Annotated in this window: 16 protein-coding genes; 7 read left to right on the top strand and 9 right to left on the bottom strand. The window is 69.6% G+C overall.

The window, feature by feature from the left end:
* The 4 genes from map (at position 1) to QQX04_RS06350 (ending at position 4,273) form a co-directional block, all read left to right on the top strand.
* Positions 1–882, top strand: coding sequence for a type I methionyl aminopeptidase (gene map / locus QQX04_RS06365; RefSeq protein ID WP_301127326.1), 882 nt, complete (start codon positions 1–3; stop codon positions 880–882).
* Complete coding sequence (gene ppgK, locus QQX04_RS06360; protein WP_301127324.1) at positions 879–1,727, top strand: polyphosphate--glucose phosphotransferase; 849 nt, start codon at positions 879–881, stop codon at positions 1,725–1,727. Before map ends, ppgK begins: the two co-directional genes overlap by 4 nt.
* Before the next feature lie 122 nt (positions 1,728–1,849).
* Positions 1,850–3,664, top strand: coding sequence for an AMP-dependent synthetase/ligase (locus QQX04_RS06355; protein WP_301127322.1), 1,815 nt, complete (start codon positions 1,850–1,852; stop codon positions 3,662–3,664).
* A gap of 18 nt (positions 3,665–3,682) precedes the next feature.
* Positions 3,683–4,273 (top strand): GNAT family N-acetyltransferase, encoded by a 591-nt coding sequence (locus QQX04_RS06350; RefSeq protein WP_301127320.1) that lies wholly within the window; start codon positions 3,683–3,685, stop codon positions 4,271–4,273.
* On the opposite strand, the gene atzF is transcribed toward QQX04_RS06350, so the two are convergent.
* From atzF to QQX04_RS06315, 7 genes are all read right to left on the bottom strand, one after another.
* Complete coding sequence (atzF, locus tag QQX04_RS06345; RefSeq protein ID WP_301127319.1) at positions 4,270–5,964, bottom strand: allophanate hydrolase; 1,695 nt, start codon at positions 5,962–5,964, stop codon at positions 4,270–4,272. The genes QQX04_RS06350 and atzF overlap by 4 nt on opposite strands.
* The gene (locus tag QQX04_RS06340; protein WP_301127317.1) at positions 5,961–6,755 is read right to left on the bottom strand and encodes a DeoR/GlpR family DNA-binding transcription regulator; all 795 of its coding nucleotides are present in this window, start codon (positions 6,753–6,755) and stop codon (positions 5,961–5,963) included. Before QQX04_RS06340 ends, atzF begins: the two co-directional genes overlap by 4 nt.
* 52 nt (positions 6,756–6,807) lie before the next feature.
* Positions 6,808–8,211, bottom strand: a complete 1,404-nt coding sequence (locus tag QQX04_RS06335) for an amidase (protein WP_301127315.1) — start codon at positions 8,209–8,211, stop codon at positions 6,808–6,810.
* Positions 8,212–8,333: 122 nt separating this feature from the next.
* Positions 8,334–9,365, bottom strand: coding sequence for a substrate-binding domain-containing protein (locus tag QQX04_RS06330; RefSeq protein WP_301127313.1), 1,032 nt, complete (start codon positions 9,363–9,365; stop codon positions 8,334–8,336).
* 65 nt (positions 9,366–9,430) lie between these two features.
* Positions 9,431–10,465, bottom strand: a complete 1,035-nt coding sequence (locus QQX04_RS06325) for an ABC transporter permease (protein ID WP_301127311.1) — start codon at positions 10,463–10,465, stop codon at positions 9,431–9,433.
* Positions 10,462–11,196 (bottom strand): ATP-binding cassette domain-containing protein, encoded by a 735-nt coding sequence (locus tag QQX04_RS06320; protein WP_301127309.1) that lies wholly within the window; start codon positions 11,194–11,196, stop codon positions 10,462–10,464. The genes QQX04_RS06325 and QQX04_RS06320 overlap by 4 nt, the downstream gene beginning before the upstream one ends.
* Complete coding sequence (locus tag QQX04_RS06315) at positions 11,193–13,628, bottom strand: aminotransferase class III-fold pyridoxal phosphate-dependent enzyme (RefSeq protein ID WP_301127307.1); 2,436 nt, start codon at positions 13,626–13,628, stop codon at positions 11,193–11,195. Before QQX04_RS06315 ends, QQX04_RS06320 begins: the two co-directional genes overlap by 4 nt.
* Positions 13,629–13,855: 227 nt before the next feature.
* Between QQX04_RS06315 and QQX04_RS06310 the strand changes: the two genes are divergently transcribed.
* Both QQX04_RS06310 and QQX04_RS06305 read left to right on the top strand, forming a co-directional pair.
* On the top strand, positions 13,856–14,779 hold the full coding sequence (locus QQX04_RS06310; protein WP_301127306.1) for an oxygenase MpaB family protein: 924 nt from the start codon (positions 13,856–13,858) through the stop codon (positions 14,777–14,779).
* A 103-nt stretch (positions 14,780–14,882) separates the two neighbouring features.
* Positions 14,883–16,403: an FAD-dependent oxidoreductase gene (locus QQX04_RS06305; protein WP_301127304.1), complete on the top strand. Its 1,521-nt coding sequence runs from the start codon at positions 14,883–14,885 to the stop codon at positions 16,401–16,403.
* Here the strand turns inward: QQX04_RS06305 and QQX04_RS06300 are convergent.
* The gene (locus QQX04_RS06300) at positions 16,400–17,317 is read right to left on the bottom strand and encodes an LCP family protein (RefSeq protein ID WP_301127302.1); all 918 of its coding nucleotides are present in this window, start codon (positions 17,315–17,317) and stop codon (positions 16,400–16,402) included. The two genes, QQX04_RS06305 and QQX04_RS06300, sit on opposite strands and share 4 nt — an antisense overlap.
* A 517-nt stretch (positions 17,318–17,834) precedes the next feature.
* Between QQX04_RS06300 and QQX04_RS06295 the strand changes: the two genes are divergently transcribed.
* Positions 17,835–18,311: a CoA-binding protein gene (locus tag QQX04_RS06295; protein ID WP_301127301.1), complete on the top strand. Its 477-nt coding sequence runs from the start codon at positions 17,835–17,837 to the stop codon at positions 18,309–18,311.
* Positions 18,312–18,323: 12 nt separating this feature from the next.
* Here the strand turns inward: QQX04_RS06295 and QQX04_RS06290 are convergent, their stop codons facing one another.
* Positions 18,324–19,121, bottom strand: coding sequence for an LLM class F420-dependent oxidoreductase (locus QQX04_RS06290; protein ID WP_301127299.1), 798 nt, complete (start codon positions 19,119–19,121; stop codon positions 18,324–18,326).
* Between the last annotated feature and the right edge of the window lie 259 nt (positions 19,122–19,380).

Here is a 19,380-nt window from a genome sequence, read left to right as displayed (position 1 = left end):
ATGGGCCCGGTCCGCGAGAACATCGTCAAGGGGGTCGTGTCGCCGTTGCGCGACGTGCCCCGCAGCATCGAGCGTCCCCCGTACGTCGGGGCGAAGCGCGCACCCCGATGGACGGGAGGCGACGTCTACGACGCGGAGACCGTCGCACGGATCCGCGAGTCGGGCCGCATCGCGGCGCAGGCGCTCGCGGAGATCGGCAAGGCGGTCCGTCCCGGTGTGACCACTGACGAGCTGGACAGGATCGGGCACGAGTACGTGCTCGATCACGGCGCCTACCCGTCGACGCTGGGCTACCCGGGTGCGGCTGGCCGACCCCCGTTCCCCAAGTCGATCTGCACCTCGGTGAACGAGGTCATCTGTCACGGCATCCCCGACTCCACGGTCGTCGAGGAAGGCGACATCGTGAAGGTGGACATCACCGCCTTCAAGAACGGTGTGCACGGGGACAACTGCGGCTCCTTCATCGCGGGCGAAGGCTCGGAGCGAGCACAGAAGCTCGTCGAGGTGACGCACGAGGCGATGATGCGCGGCATCAAGGCCGCGATACCGGGCCGCGAGGTCAACGTGATCGGCCGCGTGATCGAGAAGTACGCGGCCCGCTTCGGCTACGAGTCGGTGCGCAGCTACACGGGACACGGCGTCGGTCCGGCGTTCCACACCGGCCTGGTGATCCCCCACTACGACGCCGCGCCCCATCACGACGACGTGATCCAGGCCGGCATGGTCTTCACCGTGGAGCCGATGCTGGTGGACGGGTCCGAGGCGAACCACGAGTGGGACGACGGCTGGACCGTCGTCACGAACGACGGCGGCTGGGTGGCCCAGTTCGAGAACACGATCCTCATCACCGAGGACGGCCCGGAGGTGTTGACGAAGCCATGAGCAAGAACATCGCGATCGGCGTGGACATCGGCGGGTCCGGCATCAAGGCCGCGCCGGTGAACCTCAAGAACGGCAAGTTCACCGACGAGCGCTACAGGATCCCCACGCCGCAGCCGGCGACGCCTGAGGCGGTCGGCAAGACGGTCGCGAAGTGCATCTCGCGGTTCGAGCCGTCGCGCAAGACCCCGATCGGGGTCGCGTTCCCCGGCGTGATCCAGCACGGTGTCGTCAAGACGGCGGCCAACGTGGATGACTCGTGGATCGGCGTGAACCTGCGCGAGCTGATCCGTGACTACGCGGGCCACGACGTGCACGTCCTCAACGACGCGGATGCCGCCGGCTTCGGCGAGTACAGGTATGGCGCGGCGCACGGGCAGGACGGCTCGATCTTCCTCGCGACGCTGGGCACCGGCGTGGGCACCGCGATGATCGTGGACGGCACCCTGGTGCCGAACCTCGAGCTCGGCCACCTGGAGATCGACGGCCACGATGCGGAGGACTACGCGGCAGAGTCGGCCCGTGCTCGCCATGATCTGGACTGGGACGGATGGATCCCTCACCTCCAGCGCTACTTCTCGGAGGTCGAGCGGCTCTTCTGGCCGGACATGATCATCGTGGGCGGCGGGGTCTCGAAGTCGAGCCACATGTTCCTGCCGAGGCTGACGCTCCGAGCGCCGATCATCCCGGCAGAGCTGCTCAACGGCGCGGGGATCGTCGGCGCCGCCGCCGCCGCGCATGCCGAGTGCGCCAAGGAGAAGGCACGCGCGAAGGAGCAGGCGAAGCAGGCTGAGAAGCAGGCGAAGAAGGCTGCGAAGCGCGGCGCGAAGGGGTCCACGAAGGACTGACGCCTTCGAGTCGGGACGAAGGGCCTGGTCCTCGCATCGATCAGCGCAGGGTTTCCGCAGAATCGCTGCAGCTACGGCCGCGTAACTTACGGTTCCGTAGGTAACGTTCTAGACTCTGAGACATGACCGACATGTCCTCCCGCACGACCGCGATCCCCCTCGCAGTGGACACCCCAGCCGACCTCACCTTCATCGGCCTCCTCCGAGAACGCGCCGCAGCATCACCCGCACACGTCTACTGCGAGCACAAGGACGCGTCGGACGCATGGGTCCCGGTCACGCTCGGCGACTTCCTCGACCAGGTCGAGGCGGCCGCCAAGGGGCTCATGATCATGGGCGTGGACAAGGGCGCGACCGTGGGGCTTCAGGCGAACACGCGCTTCGAGTGGGTCCTGCTCGACTTCGCCATCCAGGCCGCCGGCGCGATCACCGTGCCCATCTACCCGACCTCGTCGCGCTACCAGGTCGAAGGCATCGTCAACGATGCCGAGCTTTCCCTCCTGCTCGTCGAGGACGCGGCTCAGGCCGAGCACGCACGCGCCGTCGAAGGCGCACCGCGCGTGCTCGTCATCGATGACGAGGAGAGCCCCGCCGTCGCCACGCTGATCGCCGCCGGCGTGCACGTGAGCGACGACGAGCTCGCCGCGCGCATCGAGGGCATCACCAAGGACGACATCGCCACGATCGTCTACACCTCCGGCACGACCGGCCGCCCGAAGGGCGTCGCGCTCCCCCACCGCGCCTTCGTGGAATGGCCCGTCAACGGCGCCGCGGATCACGACTTCGGCACCCTCGCCGACGGAGACGCTCGCCTGCTGCTGTTCCTGCCCCTCGCACACGTGCTCGCACGGCACGTCGAGTTCCTCGCCCTCCATTGCGGCGCGGTCCTCGGACTCGCGCCGAATCCGAGGACGCTCGCCAAGGATCTCGCCTCGTTCAGGCCCACGTGGATCATGGCGGTTCCGCGCGTGCTCGAGACCTTCTACAACGTGGTCGACTCGCGCGCCGGAGGGCCGATGCGTCAGCGACTCTTCCGGTGGGCGGCGGAGGTCTCGCGAGACATCGATCGCACCCGCCAGACCGGCAAGCGCAGCCTGGGGCTGCACGTGCGGGCGTGGGTCGCCAAGCGCCTCGTGCTGAACAAGGTGCAGCACGCGCTCGGCGGCAACCTCAAGTACATCGTGTGCGGAGGCGCGCGCCTGTCCGAGAGGATCTCCCATTTCTACGGGGGGCTCGCGATCCACGTGATGGAGGGCTACGGCTCCACCGAGCTCGCAGGTCCGATGACGTGCAACCCGCCGTCGCATGTGAAGGTCGGCACCGTCGGCCGCCCGTACCCGGGTGGCGCGGTGAGGATCGCGGACGACGGAGAGATCCTCGCCCGGGGCTCCAACCTGTTCGTCGGCTACTTCCGCAACCCGGAGGCCACCGAGCAGGTCATGACAGACGGCTGGTTCCACACCGGCGACCTTGGCAGCATCGACGAGGACGGCTACCTGAGCATCACGGGCCGCAAGAAGGAGATCCTCGTCACCGCCGGCGGCAAGAACGTCCAGCCTGCCGCGCTCGAGGACGCGATCCGCCCCTACCCCCTCGTGCAGGAGGTGGTGGTCGTCGGCGATGGAAAGCCGTTCATCGGCGCCCTGCTCTCCCTTGACGAGACCATGCTGCCCTCGTGGCTCAAGACCAAGGGGCTGCCCTCCATGTCGGTCCGCGAGGCCGCCGACCACCCCTTCGTCAAGGAGCACCTCCAGCAGATCGTCGACCAGGCCAACCTCCTCGTCTCACGGGCCGAGGCGATCCGCGAATGGAGGGTGCTGCCTCGCGAGCTCAGCGAACGGTACGAGGAGCTCTCCGCCTCCATGAAGGTGCGCCGCACACAGGTGGAGGACCACTTCGCCGACGTGATCGCCTCCATCTACGGCGAGGTGCGCTGACGGGCCTAGGCTCGAGTCATGACCTTCGCCGAGACGCCGACGCTCTCGCACCCGCTGGTGACGCTCGAGCCGCTGTCGCAGCGCCACCACGACGACCTGTGCGAGGCGGCAGGGGCGCTGCCTGAGACCGCCTGGTACACGACGGTCCCCGGCCCGGACCAGATGGCCAAGGAGATCGAGCGCAGGCTCTCGCTCCAGTTCGAGGGCACGATGGCGCCGTGGGCGGTCATCGGCCCCGCCGACGGACGCGCCGTGGGCATGACCACCTACATGAACCTCGACGAGCGCAACAGGCGGCTGGAGATCGGCTCCACCTGGCTCGGCCGACGCGCGCAGGGCACCGGGATCAACCCGGCGGCGAAGCTCCTGCTGCTCACCCGCGCCTTCGACGAGCTCGGATGCATCGCCGTCGAGTTCCGCACGCACTGGCACAACCACCAGTCGCGAGCCGCGATCGCACGGCTCGGCGCCAAGCAGGACGGCGTGCTCCGCAACCACCAGATCTGGACGGACGGCACGCTGCGCGACACCGTCGTGTTCTCGATCCTCGACTCGGAGTGGCCGGCGGTGCGGCTCGGGCTCGAGGCCCGCACCGCACCCCGGCGCTAGCCGACGGGAGCCGCGAGCCAGTCTCCGACGACGGTGAGGTCCTCCGCTCCAGCGGCCGCGCCCGGCTCGCAGGTGAAGCCGAGCACGGTCTCGCCAGAATCCAGCTCCACCGGGCCGACAGCCATCGGCCACGCCAGGTCGCCAAGGAACGAGGCGAACGCGGCGGGCGACAGCGACCAGCGCTCGCCCACGATCGTCCCTCCCACATTCTCGTCACGCCACACGCCGGGCTTCGGCGGCACGGTGTCGAGCCTCACCATGCGGTAGCACGGCGCCGTCCTCACGATCCCGCGCGCGTGCGCGCCGCGGCTCGCCAGCTGCTCGTGCAGCGGCTGGCCCGCGCGATGCGCGCCGAACACGACGACGTCGACCGTGGGCATGCCCCACGAGGCGTCCGTGGGCACCTCCCCCACGAGTCCGGCCCCTGCGGCCACGCGGGCGAGCACGAGGTCGGCGAACGCGGGCCCCACGAACGTGACGCCCCGCGGTGCCGCGGGCCCGCTGCCCGCGGCGGGCACTGCGAGAGCGGACAGGTCCAGCAGGTTCACGAAGTTCGTGTACGTGCCCAGGCGCGCGTTCGCACGCACGGGCTCAGCCTGCACCTCGGCGATCGTCGGGTGGCCGGGCACGGACGGAAGCAGGATCGCGTCGACCCGCTCCCACAGCGCAGGCAGCTCCCTCTTCGCCTGCTCGAGCGCCTGCTGGTCACGGACCAGATCCACAGCCATGAACTCCGAGGCGGGCCGCACGATACCGGCGACAGTGGGATCGGCCTCGTCCCCGAGCATCTCGAGGTCGTGCCCGAACGACGCGGCGCGCTCCGCCAGCAGTGCGCCTTCGTAGAGGAGCAGCGCCGCATCGAGCAGCGGCTGCACGTCGAAGGGCACCACCTCGAAGCCGGCGGAGATCAGCGCGTCGACCGAGGCGCGGTAGGCCTCACGCCACGCCGGGTCGACGTTGGCGAGCTGCTCCTCGACCAGGCACCCGACCCGATGCACGCGAGGCGCGACGGGGACGTCGGTGGGCACCGTACGCGCCCCTGTCCGTGCAACGACGTCCATCGCGGCCGACGCCACGGTCATCGTCCTTGCGAAGATCGACGCCGTGTCGTAGCTGGGGCTCGCGGGAAACACGCCGTCCGAGGACACGAGGCCCAGGGTCGGCTTCACCCCGATGAGGGAGTTGAAGGCCGCGGGCACGCGCCCGGAGCCGGCCGTGTCGGTGCCGATACCCAGGTCCACGAGTCCGAGCGCGACAGCCACGGCGGAGCCCGAGCTCGATCCGCCCGAGACGAGCGAACGGTCATGAGCGGCCCCAGGCACGCCGTACGGCGTGCGGGTGCCGACGAGCCCGGTGGCGAACTGATCCAGTGTCGTCTTGCCGATCACCACCGCGCCAGCGGACTCGAGCGCCGCGACGATGCCCGCGCTGTGCTCGGGCTGACGCAGCACGCGAGGCGCACCGGCCGTCGTCGGCAGGCCCGCCACGTCGACGTTGTCCTTCACCGCGACGGTGAGGCCCGCCAGCGGCTTCGCGGCGCCCGCCGCCACCGCCGCGTCGACGGCAGCAGCGGCGCGCCCTGCCTCCTCCTGGTCGCGCAGGGCGATCCACAGCTCCGGCCGGTCCGCCTCGGCGATGCGCGCATACGCCTGCTCCACAGCCTCACGGGCTGTCGGGGTCGAGGTGCTCATGACTGCTCTTCCTCGGCCGTCACGTGAATCATCTCGATCCCGCGTTCGGCCAGGTCCTGCGCCACGGAGTTGTCACGCGGCGCGTCGGTGATGATGGTGGTCACGGCCTCGGTGGAGGCCACTGGCGAGAACGACACGGCACCCAGGTGGTGCTCCTCGACGAGCAGCACGACCCGATCCGAGCTCTCCACCATGGCGTTCTTCAGCCTCGCGTCGTCCTCGTTGTAGTCGCTGATGATCTCGGGGTCCACGCTGACGCCAGCGACGGACACGATCGCGAGGTCCCATCGGTGACGCCGGAAGAACAGCTCGGTGCGTGAGCCGTAGAAGCTGAGCTCGCCATGCTTCAGCTCGCCGCCGGGGACCAGCACCCGGATGTCAGAGCGCTGCCCGAGCACCTCCAGCACCTGCAGGCTCGTGGGAGCGACGAGCGCCTGAAGGTTGCGGTCGCGCATCTCACACGCGACGTAGTACGCCTTCGTCCCGAAGTCGATCGCGACGTTCGCACCCCGAGGCACCAGGTCCACGGCGGCCTTCGCGATGGCCTGCTTCTGGGCGACCCTGGTCCGCAGCCTCATCTGGAACGGAGGCTCGAAGCTGCGCCCCGAGGCGAGCACCGCTCCACCGTAGACGCGCCGGATCATGCCCTGGGCGTCGAGGTGCTCGATGTCGCGTCGGATGGTGAGCTCCGCGACGCCGAGCTCCTGGCTCAGCGCGGCGTTCTCCAGCTTCCCGCGCTCCTCCAGCAGCTCCACGATCTTCTGGAGCCGCATGTCTCTCTTGGCGCTCACATCGCCCCCTTTCGAGGCACCACGGTAGCCGCGGCCACGCGCATGACGTGGCTCACAGGGCCGCGTGCTGGTCGCTGACTCCCAGAATCGCCTCGAGCCGGTCGCCCAGCAGCAGCAGCTCCTCGTCGCGCCCGGACTTGCCGACCACCTGGATGCCGACGGGCAGGCCGTCAGCGAAGGCTGCGCCCATGGCGAGCACCGGGTGGCTGCCCGGCACGAGGCGGCAGGCCATCCGCTGCCACTGGAAGTAGCGGTCGAAGGTGGTGCCATCGATCTCTGACACCCACGGCTGGTCGGCCGGCGGAGCGACCACGGGCGCTCCCGGGCAGACGAAGCCGTCGACGTCGGAGAGCAGCTCGACGAACATCTCGAACTGCTGGTAGCGGCGGGCGAACGCCGCGCGCAGCTGAGACGACGTGTACCCGGACGCCTCCGTGACGTTGCGCACCACGTCGTCGCGGTACATCTCGGGACGCTCGATCGGGTCGTCGCCCAGCAGCGAGAACCATCCGAACATCTCGATGGTCTGCCATGCCTCGTCCACGCCCTCGAAGTCCAGCTCGACGTCGATGATCTGCACGCCAGCGGCCTCAAGCGTCGCGCGAGCCCCGGCGAGCGCCGCACGGACCTCGGGCGACACGGGAAGACCCAGGTCGTCGCTCCACGCGATGCGGATGGCGGAAGGCTCGACCTCGCCCATCGGCGCGGTCGCCGACGAGAACTCGGACAGCGGCGCGAGCGCGCTGCGGCCGCTCATGCCGGACAGAAGGAGGGCGGCGTCGCGGCTGTTGCGCGCCATCGGCCCGTTCACGGAGTGAGGCTCCCACGAGGAGCCGCCCGCGACCGCCGGGACCACACCGGGAGAGGTGCGCAGTCCCACGATGTTCATGAACGAGGCCGGGTAGCGCAGGCTGCCGCCGGAGTCAGAGCCGTCCACGAAGGGCAGCATGCCGGCGGCGACGGCCGCGCCGCCGCCCGTCGAGCCACCGGAGTGGCGGCTCAGGTCCCACGGGTTCCTGGTGGTCCCGTGGACGTCGTTGAAGGTGACCGTGCCCACGCCGAACTCCGGCGCGTTGGTCTTGCCGATGATGAGCGCACCTGCCTCGCGCAGCAGGGCGACGTGCGGGACATCCTCCGCCTGCGGTCCGCGGCCATCGAAGGCGCGGGACCCGCGGGAGGTCGGCATCCCTGCGACGTCGACGAGGTCCTTGATGGCGATCGGCATGCCGTGCAGCGGGCCGAGATCCTCACCTGCGGCGCGCTTGCGGTCCGCCTCCTCGGCCAGGGCCAGCGCCTCGGACCGGGGCATCCGGTACGCCATGACGTTGACGTCGCCATCGAGCGCGTCCATGCGGTCGAGGCTCGACTCCATCAGCTCGACGGCGCTGATCTCGCCGGAGCCCAGCTGCTCGCGAAGCTCGGTGGCGGTGCGCCAGTGGATGGGGGTGTCGGTCATGTCGGTCTCCTAGGCGAGGGGCGCCGCGTGGCGCCAGGGTGGTCTGGGGGCGCCCTGTCGGGCGTCGGGGCGAGGTGGTGCGGGGCGGCGCCATCTGCCGCCCCGCACCGGGTTCGCTGCTGCTAGCCGATGGCTGCGCAGTCGGTGGTGTAGAGGTACTCGGAGATCTCGGGAGTGTCCACGTTCTCCGCGGTCACGAGCGCCCAGGGGGCCCACACGACCTGCTCGGTGACGTCCTCGGCTGCGGTCTCACCGAGGAGGACCTCGGAGATCGTCGAGATCGCGGTGTAGCCCATGAGGTAGGGGCTCTGGCCGACGAGGGCGTCGTACTCGCCGTTGCGGAGGCTGTCGACCTGCGCGGCGGAGGTGTCGTATCCGAGCAGGATCGCCTCGGAGTCAGAGGTGTCGATACCGTTCGCAGCACCGGTGCCGGCGCCGATGTTCGTGGAGAACACCAGGGCGAGGTCGCCGTTCGCGGCGATCGCGGACGAGGTCGCCTGCGAGGCCTCTGCGGCGTCACCGCCGATGTACTGGAACTCGAGCATCTCGAGGTCCGTGTTCTCGATGATCGCGTCGCGGAAGCCCTCGGCACGGGCGAGCTGGAAGGCGTTGCCAGGCGCGTCGGTCAGGACCAGCGCGGAACCGGACTCGATGCCGAACTCCTCGATGGTGGCGAGCGCCGCGTCGTACGACGACTGGTAGCCGTCGGTGCGCACGGACTGGAGGAACTCGTCGTTCGTGAGGTACGAGTCGGGCATCACCAGCGGGTGGCCCGCGTCGGTGTACTCGCCCACGATCTCGTTGAACGCGGTGTTGTCCCACACGGTGAGCGACAGGCCGTCAGGCTCGGTCGCGAGCACGGACTGCAGGACCTGCATCTCGGCCTCGACCGTGGTCTCGGGCGTGCCCTGGATGTTGAGCGTGATGCCGAACTCGTCAGCGGCCGCCTGCGCGCCGCAGTACATTGCGCCGTAGTACTCACCGGTGCTCTCGGGGGTGACCAGCGCGACCGTGAGGTCGGAGGCGTCGGTCTCCGCGGCGGAGCTCGTGGTGGGCTCCGAGGCCTCGCCGGTCGAGCAGGCCGCGAGCAGTGCGGTCAGCGACAGCGCCGCGGCGGCGCTCACCGCCTTCTTCATGGGGTTGCCGTGCTTCATGGGTTCTCTCTCCTCTGGGTGGTGGTTCAGGCTCAGGGGGCCGAGCCGTCCTGGACGCCGACCGGTCAACTGGATCCCGGGCGTTCGCGGTTGGCGTTGTCCAAGCTCACGGCGATCAGGAGCATCGCTCCGACCGCGATGGTCTGGTAGAAGGGCGACAGGTTGATGATCACGAGGCCCGACTGGAGCAGGATCGCGAGCAGCGCACCGACGATCGCTCCCAGGAAGCTGATGCGTCCGCCGGTCAGCGCGGTGCCGCCGATGAGTGCCGCGGCGATCGCCGCCATCGAGTCGTTCAGGTGACCCGAGATGTTCGTCGTCGAGTAGCGGGCGAGGTCGATGTAGCCGGCGAGGCCCGCGAGCGTGGACGACACGATGAAGATGCCGATCGTGTTGCGCACCGTCTTGATGCCGACACGGCGAGCCGCGAGGGCGTTGGAGCCGGTGGCGAGGGTGTGCGTGCCCCACGGCGTCAGCCGGTAGACGGCCCAGATGACTCCGATGACCGCGAGGCTGAGGATCACGGGCAGCGGGATGGCCCCGAAGCGGACAGAGCCGAACCAGTCGGACAGCTCCCCTGGCATCCCGAAGATGTTCACGCCGCCGGTCGCGACCTGCGCCACACCCGTCGCGATGGAGAGCATTCCAAGCGTCGCCACCAGCGAGTTGATGCCGACGACGCCGACGAGGATGCCGATCGCCGCGCCGAGCACCGCTCCGATCAGGAGTGCGACCGCGAGTCCGACGATGAGGGTGGCGGCCGGGCTCATGGAGCCCTGCAGCGCGACCATCACCTGTCCGGAGGCGACGGAGGCCAGGATCAGCACCGCGCCCTGCGAGATGTCGATCTTGCCTGCGGACATGAGGATCGCCTGGCCGATCGCGAGCAGCAGCACCTGGGAGGCGGTGAGCAGCATGCCTCGGACGTTCGCCGCGTTGAGGAACGCTCCCTCGGGAGACATCGCGAAGAAGAACGCGATGACGACGATCTCGACGAGGATGATCTGGACCGCGCGGATCGACAGGATCTTCTTGAGCTGGTGGAGGCCCGTCGGCATGGACGGCGCCTGGGTCTCCTCACGGGCAAGGGTCGTGGTCATGCGTCGTCTCCCACCATCACGGTCATCACGTCGGATACGGTCATGCCTTCCGGGGATCGGTCTGCCACGATGGTGCCGTGGCGCAGGATCACGATCCGGTCGGCGAGCTTGAGGACGTTCGGGATGTCGTGCGACACGAGGATCACGCCGAGTCCCTGGGCGGCTGCGGTCCTGATGGAGTCGAGCACGATGTCGACCTGCTTGGGTCCGAGCGCGGCGGTCGGCTCGTCGAGCAGGATCAGCTGGCTGGCCCACTTGATGGCGCGCGCCACGGCGAGCACCTGCCGCTGACCTCCGGACAGTCGGCCGACGGGGAGCCTCACGTCCTTGAGGGTCGAGATGCCAAGTCCCTGGATCGCTTCCTCGGCCTCGCGGCGCATGCGGGCGCGGTCCAGCATCTTGAACGGACCCGTGGTGATCTCGTTGCCGAGGAACATGTTCTCGGCCAGGTCGAGGTGGGGTGCGAGCGCGAGGTCCTGGTAGACCACGCCGACGCCGAGCCGCTGGGCGGCGTCCACGCTGTCGAGGCGCTGACCGTCGACCATGACCGCACCGCGATCGGGCGGATTGGAGCCACAGATGATGTTCATCAGGGTCGACTTGCCGGCGCCGTTGTCTCCCAGGAGGGCGATGATCTCGCCCTTGCGCACGGTGAGGTTGACCTCGCGCAGCGCGGTGACGGCGCCGAAGCTCTTGCCGACGTCGCGGATCTCGAGGACGTCCGTGGTCATCGCTGCACTCCCTTCGTCTCGATCTCGGAGAGCACCTCCGAGTAGTGGTGCAGGAACAGCGCGACGTCGTCGTGGGTGAACACGAGCGGGGGCCGCACCTTGAGGACCCGACCGTCGTCCGCGACCGCGCTGATCAGCACGCGCCGCTCGCGAAGGCCGTTGACGACCGCGGCGGCGAGGCTGGACCCGGGGACGTCGCCGTCCGCACCCATCTCGACGCCGATGAACAGGCCGGCTCCTCGCACGTCCTTGACCCAGCCGTGCGGAGCGGAGGCGTCACGGATGCCCTGGGCGAGCGCCTCACCGACGGCGTGCGCGGAGGCGATGAGCCCCCTGTCCTCGACCTCGTCGAGGACCGCACCTGCGGCGGCGATCGAGGCGGGATTGCCTCCGAACGTGTTGAAGTAGCGGTGGCTTGAGGCGTAGCCGTCGCTCAGCTCGCTGGACAGCGCGAGGGTGCCGATCGGAAGACCGCCGGCAAGCGGCTTGCCGCAGGTCGCCATGTCGACGTCGTCGGTGTGACGCTGGAAGCCCCACATCGACTCGCCGAGACGGCCCACGCCGGGCTGCACCTCGTCCGCGATCACGAGCCCGCCGGCCTCCTGCACCGCGCGGAAGCCCTCGCGGAGCATTCCGGGCTCGCCGGCGAAGATCCCATCGGTCGACATGATCGTGTCGAGCAGCAGGGCCGAGACTCCCCAGCCGTGGCGCTGCAGGTCGGCGATCGCCTCCCGCACTGAGGCGGCGAACACCGCGCCGGCCTGGTCGCCGTAGCGGTAGGTGTCGGGAGCGTCGACCGTGCGGACGTAGGGGTGGAGCGGCATGGCGACGCCGTTCTCCGGGGAGACTCCGGCGAGGACCTGGGTCGTGCCGTGGTACGCGTTGTGGGTCACGATCACGCCCTGGGCGCCGGTGCGCCACCGTGCGATCGCGAGGGCCAGGTCGTTCGCCTCGGAGCCCGAGTTTGTGAAGATCACGCGGTCGAGCGCCTCGGGGTGGGTGGCGACGAAGCGCTCGGCGTAGTCGACGACACCGTCCTGCAGGTACCGCGTGTGGGTGTTCATCTTGCGGAGCTGGGCGTCGACCGCATCCGCGATGCGCGGGTTGGCGTGCCCGACTGCGAGCACGTTGTTGTAGGCGTCGAGGTACTCGCGGCCCTCGTTGTCGTAGAGCCGGGCACCCTCGCCTCGCACCACGTGCACGGGCTTCGAGTAGAACAGCGGGTAGATGTCGCCGAGCACGCGCCGACGGCGTGCAAGGAGGGCGGCGTCCTCTGCGCTCATCCCCGCGGTCGACGCCGGGTCGAACCTGTTGATCATCGTGTTCTCGGTGGCCGGGGCCTCGGATGGTGCGTCGACCTGCTGCACGGGTGTCCTCTCGTCGGAAGTCTGGATGGGGTGCGTCGGCGCGGTCGCCCCGGCGTAGGCCGAGGTGCGATCTGCGAGACGCGCGAGCGCCGCCGCCGCGTGGGCGTCGTAGCGCAAGGCGTAGTCGGGGTGCCGCGAGGTGCGTGCGCTGGAACGCCCGAGCATCAGGACCATCGCTGCACGGCAGGCGGCGAGCGCGGGAACCGCTCGCGCCTCGGCTCTGGTCAGCGCGCCGGCGTCGACGATCCGGTTCATGAAGCGGTGCACGAGAGGGTGGTCCAGGTCGTGCATCGCGAGCCCCAGATAGCAGGCGGTGACGGCGACGTCGAGCACGCGGGGAGCGCGGATCGCGTCTCCGAAGTCGAGCACGCCCGAGATCGTCTCGCCGGCGACGAGCACGTTGGACAGGTTGAGGTCCGCGTGGAGCACCTGGACGGGCGACGCGGCGAGGGCCGGTGCGATCGCGTCGTCCCACTCGCGGCGGAGTCGCGCCACGGTCGGGGCCAGATCGCCGGGCAGCTCGCTGTGCAGTGCGTCGTAGGTGTCGGGGAACGAGGCGATCGACCACAGGTTCGTCGAGGGCACGCTGGCGTCGAGGTCTGCGAGCGAGGCGAGCAGGTCGCCCTGGGTGCGGGCGAGAGCGTCAACGAGGTCCGCCGTCGGCTCGACCGACTCGAGCGGCACGCCGTCGCAGAAGGCGGTCACGAGCATGCTGGCGCTTCCCAGCTGCGATGTGAGACACTTGTCTGACACACGTCGCAGCACGGACGGGACCGGCACGGTCCACTCCGAGCCGGAGACGTGATCGAGCAGAGTCGCCTGCAGCTGCACGTGGCCGCGTTCCGTGAGTGCGATCTTCACCGCAACGGAACCCTCGGCCGCATCGGCAAGGAACGTGAGGTCATCCTCGCTGGCCATGACGCGCAGCCGCTCGACTCCCACGACGCCGTGATCCTCCAGTGCGACGAGCACCTCGTCGACGGAAGGCCAGATCTCTCCCCATTCGCCCTGGAGATCGACCTGGTACATCGTCGAACCGGTTGCTTCCGAGTGCCCGGCGCTCATGTCGATCACCTCCGATGGGGTAGACGTTCAGGATTACTGACCGAAACGCTAACCCGAAGTGTTCGGGCCGATCTACGAGATCGATCACTCTTTACAGGTAATTAACACTTGTGAAACACGAGCCCGTGCCTGCTCCACACCCGCGTCAGCCGCCCTCGTACACCCTCACCCCTGGTAGACCCGCCAAGCGGAACAGCCGCGGCATGCTCCGCGTTGTCACGATCACGATGAGCACCTCCTCCCACCCGATCGACCGACTGCGCCGTCGGCTCGGCCATGCCGTGTTCCTCAAGGTCGCCGGACCCGACGGCGACGCGGCGCGAGTGCGCGTGCATGACACCCCTGGCCCCCGCTGGTTCCCACCGGGCAGCCCGATCCGGCAGGTGCACGCCGACGTCACCACGTTCGTCGGCGGACTTCGCGCACTGCTCCTCCAGTCGCTTCATCCGCTCGCGATGGCCGGAGTCGCGGGCCACTCGGGCTATCGAGGCGACCCGTGGGGCCGGCTCGCCCGCACCTCCACCTATCTCGCCTTCACCACGTTCGGCGCGGAGCAGGACGCACAACGCATGGTGGACATCGTCCGGAACGCTCATGAGAAGGTGCGCGGCACAGCCCCCGACGGGCGCGAGTACTTCGCAGGTGACCCGCACCTGCTCACCTGGGTCCACATCGCCGAGGCGGACTCGTTCCTCAGCGCGCATCAGAGGTACGGCGAACGCCGCCTCACGCCCGAGGAGGCCGACGAGTACGTCGCCCAGTCAGGCGAGGTGGCACGGCGACTCGGGGCAGTCGACGTGCCGCGGACGACCGCAGAGCTCGCGCAGGCCTTCGACCGCTACCGCCCGGAGCTGGCCGCGACGCCCGCTGCGCTCGACACGGCTCAGTTCCTGCTCAAGGAGCCGCCGCTGCCCCTGGCGGTGCGCGCTCCCTACAGCCTGCTCGCCGCCGGCTCCGTGGCGCTCCTTCCGCAGTGGGCCCGCGAGGAGCTCGGACTCGACACCTGGTCCGCACGCACCTTCGGCCCGGTGGCAGGAGGCCTCGCCACGCACGGCATCCGCTGGATGATGGGCTCGGCAGACAGACGCGCGTCCACGATCGACGAGCCGACGCACCACTCGCGTGACCTGGATGAAACATCGTCGCGCTAGCCTCGCGTCACGCCCCGGGTAATGCGTTGACATGAGGGTTTCTCCCCGGAGCGGGGTTGATCGCGCCCGCGATCGGCCAGCCCGCCCGAGCTCAGGAGTCCTCATGACCGCCGTCCCCGCCAACCCGTCCGACCGCGCAGCACGCCTCGACGCCCTGCGCACGCGGATCCACGACGAGCTGGACCTGCTGAACTACGGCGGGCGCGACTGGGTCCCCTCCCCCGGCGACGGCGTGCTCGACGTGCTGATCGTCGGAGGCGGGCACGCGGGTCAGGCGCTGTCGTTCGCGCTCGCGCGCAAGGACGTGCGGCGCGTGCTCGTCGTCGACGGCGCTCCCGCAGGACTCGAGGGCCCCTGGAGCACTCAGGCACGCATGCGGACGCTGCGCACCCCCAAGATGCTCAAGGGCCCCGACAACGACGTGCCGGCCCTGTCCCCGCGCGAGTGGTTCGTCGCCACGTACGGTCAGGAGCGCTGGGACGCGATCCGCTACATCCCGCGCCTCGACTGGCAGGAGTACCTGCAGTTCTATCGCGAGGTCACGGGGATCGACGTGATCAACGAGACCGCGGTGACGGGCGTCGTCCCGCCCACGCACCCCGACGGTCCGTTCACCGTGACGCTCTCCGGTCCCCAGGGTGAGACCACACGGCTCGCCCAGCGGGTGATCTTCGCCACCGGGCTCGAGGGCGCGGGCGGCATCGCGGCGCCGGCCCACCTCTTCGGCCACCTGCCGCAGGATCGGTGGGGTCACACGAGCCACATGCTCGACTTCGAAGCGATGCGCGGCAAGCGGATCGGAGTGCTCGGCGGAGGTGCGAGCGCATTCGACGTGGCCGGCACCGCCCTGGAGCACGGGGCCGGGAGCGTCGCGCACTTCATGCGCCGCACGGAGATGCCCGCTGTCAACCCCCTGCGCTGGATGGAGTACGCGTCCTTCGTGGAGCATTTCTGCGACTGGGACGACGCCGACAAATGGGACTTCATGCGCAAGGTCCTCGAGATCGATCAGCCTTCGACGCAGTCGAGCATCTGGCGCTGCTTCGAGCACATGAACTACTCGTTCTCGCTCGGGTCCCCGTGGCTGTCCACGCGCGTGGACGGTGAGGAGGTCGTCGTGGATGTCGCGGGGGTGGAGCACCGCTTCGACTACGTGATCGCCGGCACTGGCGTCGCCGTCGACCTTCGCATGCGCGGCGAGCTGTCCGCGTTCGTCGACCACGTCGCTCTGTGGGGCGACCGGTACACGCCGCCGTCGGGCAAGGAGCACCTGGGCCTCGCCGCCTACCCCTACCTCACCGGGTCGTTCCAGTTCACGCCGAAGGACGCGACTGCGGCGCCGTGGATGGGCAGGCTCTACCACTTCGCGCAGGGCGCGCGCGTGACCATGGGCATCACGGGCCACCAGCTCTCGGGGCTCCCCGCGGGCGTCCAGCGCCTCGTGTGGGGCCTCACACGCGACCTGTTCCGCGAGCACCAGGCTGCGGTGCGCGCCGACTTCGACGCGTACGACGAGCGCGAGCTGATCTCGCTCGGTCCGCGGCCAGCCGACCAGCCTCCGATCCAGCGCTTCGCCTCGTCAGCCGAGGCGGAGGCGGTCGTTCCGGACGCCGTCCAGGTCTAGGGCGCTCCGCCCACCTCGGCGCCAGCCTCCAGGGCGCCGTTCGCGATATCGATCCAGAACTGGTCGATCAGGTCAGGGTCGAGCAGCACCGTGGACTGCCCGTTGACACGGTGGTTGAGGCTCGCGAGCGGCGGCGTACCCGTGACGGCGTCACCACCGAGCGCATCCCTGAAGACGAGCGCCGCCTGCGCCAGATCCAGGGCATGGGTGTCGTCGTCCACCCTGAAGGAGTCGAGCCCCGCGTCAGCCACGCGATGGGCCTGGAAAGGGTTCAGGATCGTCGAGGGTGCGAGGATCTCCTGCGCCACGGCACCGACCACCTGCTGCTGGCGCTCGGTACGTCCGATGTCGCCCGTCGGATCGCTGTAGCGCATACGTGAGAAGGCGAGCGCCTCGTCCCCGGTGGCGACGTGGCATCCGGCCTCCCAGACCATGCCGCTCTTCTCGTCGTTCACGTCGTCGCCGTAGCAGAGCTCGACGCCGCCGACGGCGTCCACGAGATCCACGACCCCGTTGAAGCCGACCTCGACGTAGTGGTCGATGGTGAGCCCGGAGAGGTCCTCGACCGTCTCGACCAGCAGCTGAGGCCCGCCCCAGGCGAAGGCCGCGTTGATCTTGCTGGCCTCGTTCCCCGGGATGTCCACGTATGCGTCGCGCGGAATGCTGATGAGCGCGACGGGTCCGTCTTCAGGCTGGTGGAGAAGCATGATCGTGTCGGTGCGGGCGCCTTCGGTGCCGTCGTAGCCCCACCCTTCACGCGAATCCGAGCCGACGATCAGGTAGGTGGTACCCGGCGTGTCGGAGGCCCCGCTCAAGGCGTCCACATGGATGAGCCTGGACTCGACCCACCACCACACGCCCCCGAGGGCGAGCATGAGGATGAGCAGCAGAGTGATGACCGTGTTGCGGAACACGTGGCGCTTGCGTCTGCGCGGCCCCCTGGTCCTCACCGGCCGAGATGCCGACGAGGCGGGGGTGCCGGAGCCTTGGGACGCCCGGTAGGCGGCATCGCCGCGCGCCTGCTGCGCCGGGGTCGGCCTGCTCGAACCTGGCTGAACAGGCCGGCCTCCGCTCCCCGGCTTGACCGAGGGCGGCGCCGTCGGCCTGTTCACCCGCCCGGAACCCGCCGCCTCAGCGGGCTTCTTGGGAGCCGGACGTGTGGATCGGCGCTCCGGTGCAGGAGACGCGCCGGGCCGCTGCTCGCGGCCCCGCGGCTGGATCGAGGGGGGCGAGGGTCGACGCGCACCAGGCTCGCCGCCGGCTCCGCGTCGTCCGTCTCCCTCAGGCCTGTCCACGTGGCGACCGTACCGCGAGCGAGCGACGGCACCGGGTTCCCACGCGGCGTCTGCTCCCACGTGCCGCTTGCGGGCGGGCCTTGCCGGGCGCACGATGGTGAGCGGGTCCCCGTTCCCCAAGGAGCAGGAGCGTGCGATGACCACGATCGCCGACGCAGCGAAGGACTTCCTGTCACACGAGCGGATCGCCGTGACCGGGGTGTCGAGCAAGCCAGAGGGCCACGGATCGAACGCCGTGTACGTGCGACTGCGCGAGCTGGGCCGCGGACCCGTCGCGATCAACCCGAACTCCCCCGTCGTCGAGGGGGATCAGGCGTATGCCAGCCTGTCCGAGGTTCCGGGCGGCGTGGGCGCCGTCGTGATCGGCACCCGACCCGCTCACGCGCGCGCCACGGTCGAGGAGGCGGCCCGGCTCGGCATCTCCCACGTGTGGATGCATCGCGCCTTCGGGGCAGGCAGCGTCGACCACGAGGCCGCAGAGTACGGCCGGGCCCAGGGCATGACGGTCCTCGAGGGTGGGTGCCCGCTGATGTTCGGCGATACCTCCGACGGCGGCCACCGGTTCATGTGCCGGATGCTGCAGATGACCGGCGCCGTCCCTCGGAAGGTGTGAGAACGCTGCGGCTCAGCGGCTCGCGTTCTTGTCGTCGCGCCACGACAGCCACTCGGCGATGCCGGACAGGTCGTAGTCCGGGCCGCCGATGCCGATCGTGAAGAGCGACGCACCCAGCGCGACCTGCTCCTCGACCTCCTCGAGCGAGCGGTTGCCGATCTCCGTGGAGATCTCCACCTCGGAGACGTCGCGGCCGACGGCCTCGCCGTGCTGCGCCAGGATGCCGAGCTTGCGCTCGAGCGTGGGACCGTCGGAGAAGCTGTGCCAGATGTCGGCGTGCTTGGCGACGAGGCGGAGCGTCTTCTTCTCTCCGCCGCCCCCGATCAGCACGGGGATCTTGCGCGTGGGTGCCGGGTTGAGCTTCTCCCAGCGCGCCTCGATGCGCGGCAGCGCGTCGCCCAGGTCGTTCAGCCGCGAGCCGACGGTACCGAACTCGTAGCCATACTCGTCGTAGTCGCGCTCGAACCAGCCGGAACCCGTGCCGAAGATGAAGCGGCCGGTGCCGCCCTTCGCACTGATGTGGTCGATCGTGCGGGCCATGTCCGCCTGCAGGTCGGCGTTGCGGTAGCTGTTGCAGTTCACGAGCGCGCCGATCTCGACGCGGCTGGTCTGCTCGGCGAGCGCGGCGAGCATGGTCCAGGACTCGAAGTGGAGACCGTCCTTCTCCCCGTACAGCGGGAAGAAGTGGTCCCAGTTGAACAGCACGTCGACGCCCATGTCCTCAAGCTCGGCGGCGACGTCACGGATCTTCTCGTAGGGCGCGTGCTGCGGCTGGACCTGGACGGCGATGCGGATGGGACGGACTGTCATGACGCTCCAAAGGGACGACTGCGGTGTGGTCTGGGCGCGCGACCGCATCGTTGCTGGTGCGGCGATGCCCCCTCCACCACCCTAGTCCCCGCAGCGGGTACCGTGGCAGACCACGACGGGCGCCGCTGTGGGGAACCCCGGCACCCCGCCGGTCGTCCTCCATGCGTAGGGCCCCGACCACTCCGATGAAGGACGTCATGACGCAGACCCCTCCCGACGCGCTCGCACTCGTGGAGAGCCCCGCCGGGCAGATCGCGGC

Origin of the sequence: Demequina zhanjiangensis, from assembly GCF_030418315.1 — a bacterium.
Taxonomy (GTDB): domain Bacteria; phylum Actinomycetota; class Actinomycetes; order Actinomycetales; family Demequinaceae; genus Demequina; species Demequina zhanjiangensis.
The sequence above is the reverse complement of the archived record's forward strand: the minus strand, read 5'-3'. Positions and strand labels throughout refer to the sequence as shown.

Bases quoted from the DNA above. Each gene is read 5' to 3' on its own strand.
- map (WP_301127326.1), top strand. From the start codon at position 1: ATGGGCCCGGTCCGCGAGAACATCGTCAAGGGGGTCGTGTCGCCGTTG.
- ppgK (WP_301127324.1), top strand. From the start codon at position 879: ATGAGCAAGAACATCGCGATCGGCGTGGACATCGGCGGGTCCGGCATC.
- QQX04_RS06355 (WP_301127322.1), top strand. From the start codon at position 1,850: ATGACCGACATGTCCTCCCGCACGACCGCGATCCCCCTCGCAGTGGAC.
- QQX04_RS06350 (WP_301127320.1), top strand. From the start codon at position 3,683: ATGACCTTCGCCGAGACGCCGACGCTCTCGCACCCGCTGGTGACGCTC.
- atzF (WP_301127319.1), bottom strand. From the start codon at position 5,964: ATGAGCACCTCGACCCCGACAGCCCGTGAGGCTGTGGAGCAGGCGTAT.
- QQX04_RS06335 (WP_301127315.1), bottom strand. From the start codon at position 8,211: ATGACCGACACCCCCATCCACTGGCGCACCGCCACCGAGCTTCGCGAG.
- QQX04_RS06330 (WP_301127313.1), bottom strand. From the start codon at position 9,365: ATGAAGCACGGCAACCCCATGAAGAAGGCGGTGAGCGCCGCCGCGGCG.
- QQX04_RS06325 (WP_301127311.1), bottom strand. From the start codon at position 10,465: ATGACCACGACCCTTGCCCGTGAGGAGACCCAGGCGCCGTCCATGCCG.
- QQX04_RS06320 (WP_301127309.1), bottom strand. From the start codon at position 11,196: ATGACCACGGACGTCCTCGAGATCCGCGACGTCGGCAAGAGCTTCGGC.
- QQX04_RS06315 (WP_301127307.1), bottom strand. From the start codon at position 13,628: ATGAGCGCCGGGCACTCGGAAGCAACCGGTTCGACGATGTACCAGGTC.
- QQX04_RS06310 (WP_301127306.1), top strand. From the start codon at position 13,856: ATGAGCACCTCCTCCCACCCGATCGACCGACTGCGCCGTCGGCTCGGC.
- QQX04_RS06305 (WP_301127304.1), top strand. From the start codon at position 14,883: ATGACCGCCGTCCCCGCCAACCCGTCCGACCGCGCAGCACGCCTCGAC.
- QQX04_RS06295 (WP_301127301.1), top strand. From the start codon at position 17,835: ATGACCACGATCGCCGACGCAGCGAAGGACTTCCTGTCACACGAGCGG.
- QQX04_RS06290 (WP_301127299.1), bottom strand. From the start codon at position 19,121: ATGACAGTCCGTCCCATCCGCATCGCCGTCCAGGTCCAGCCGCAGCAC.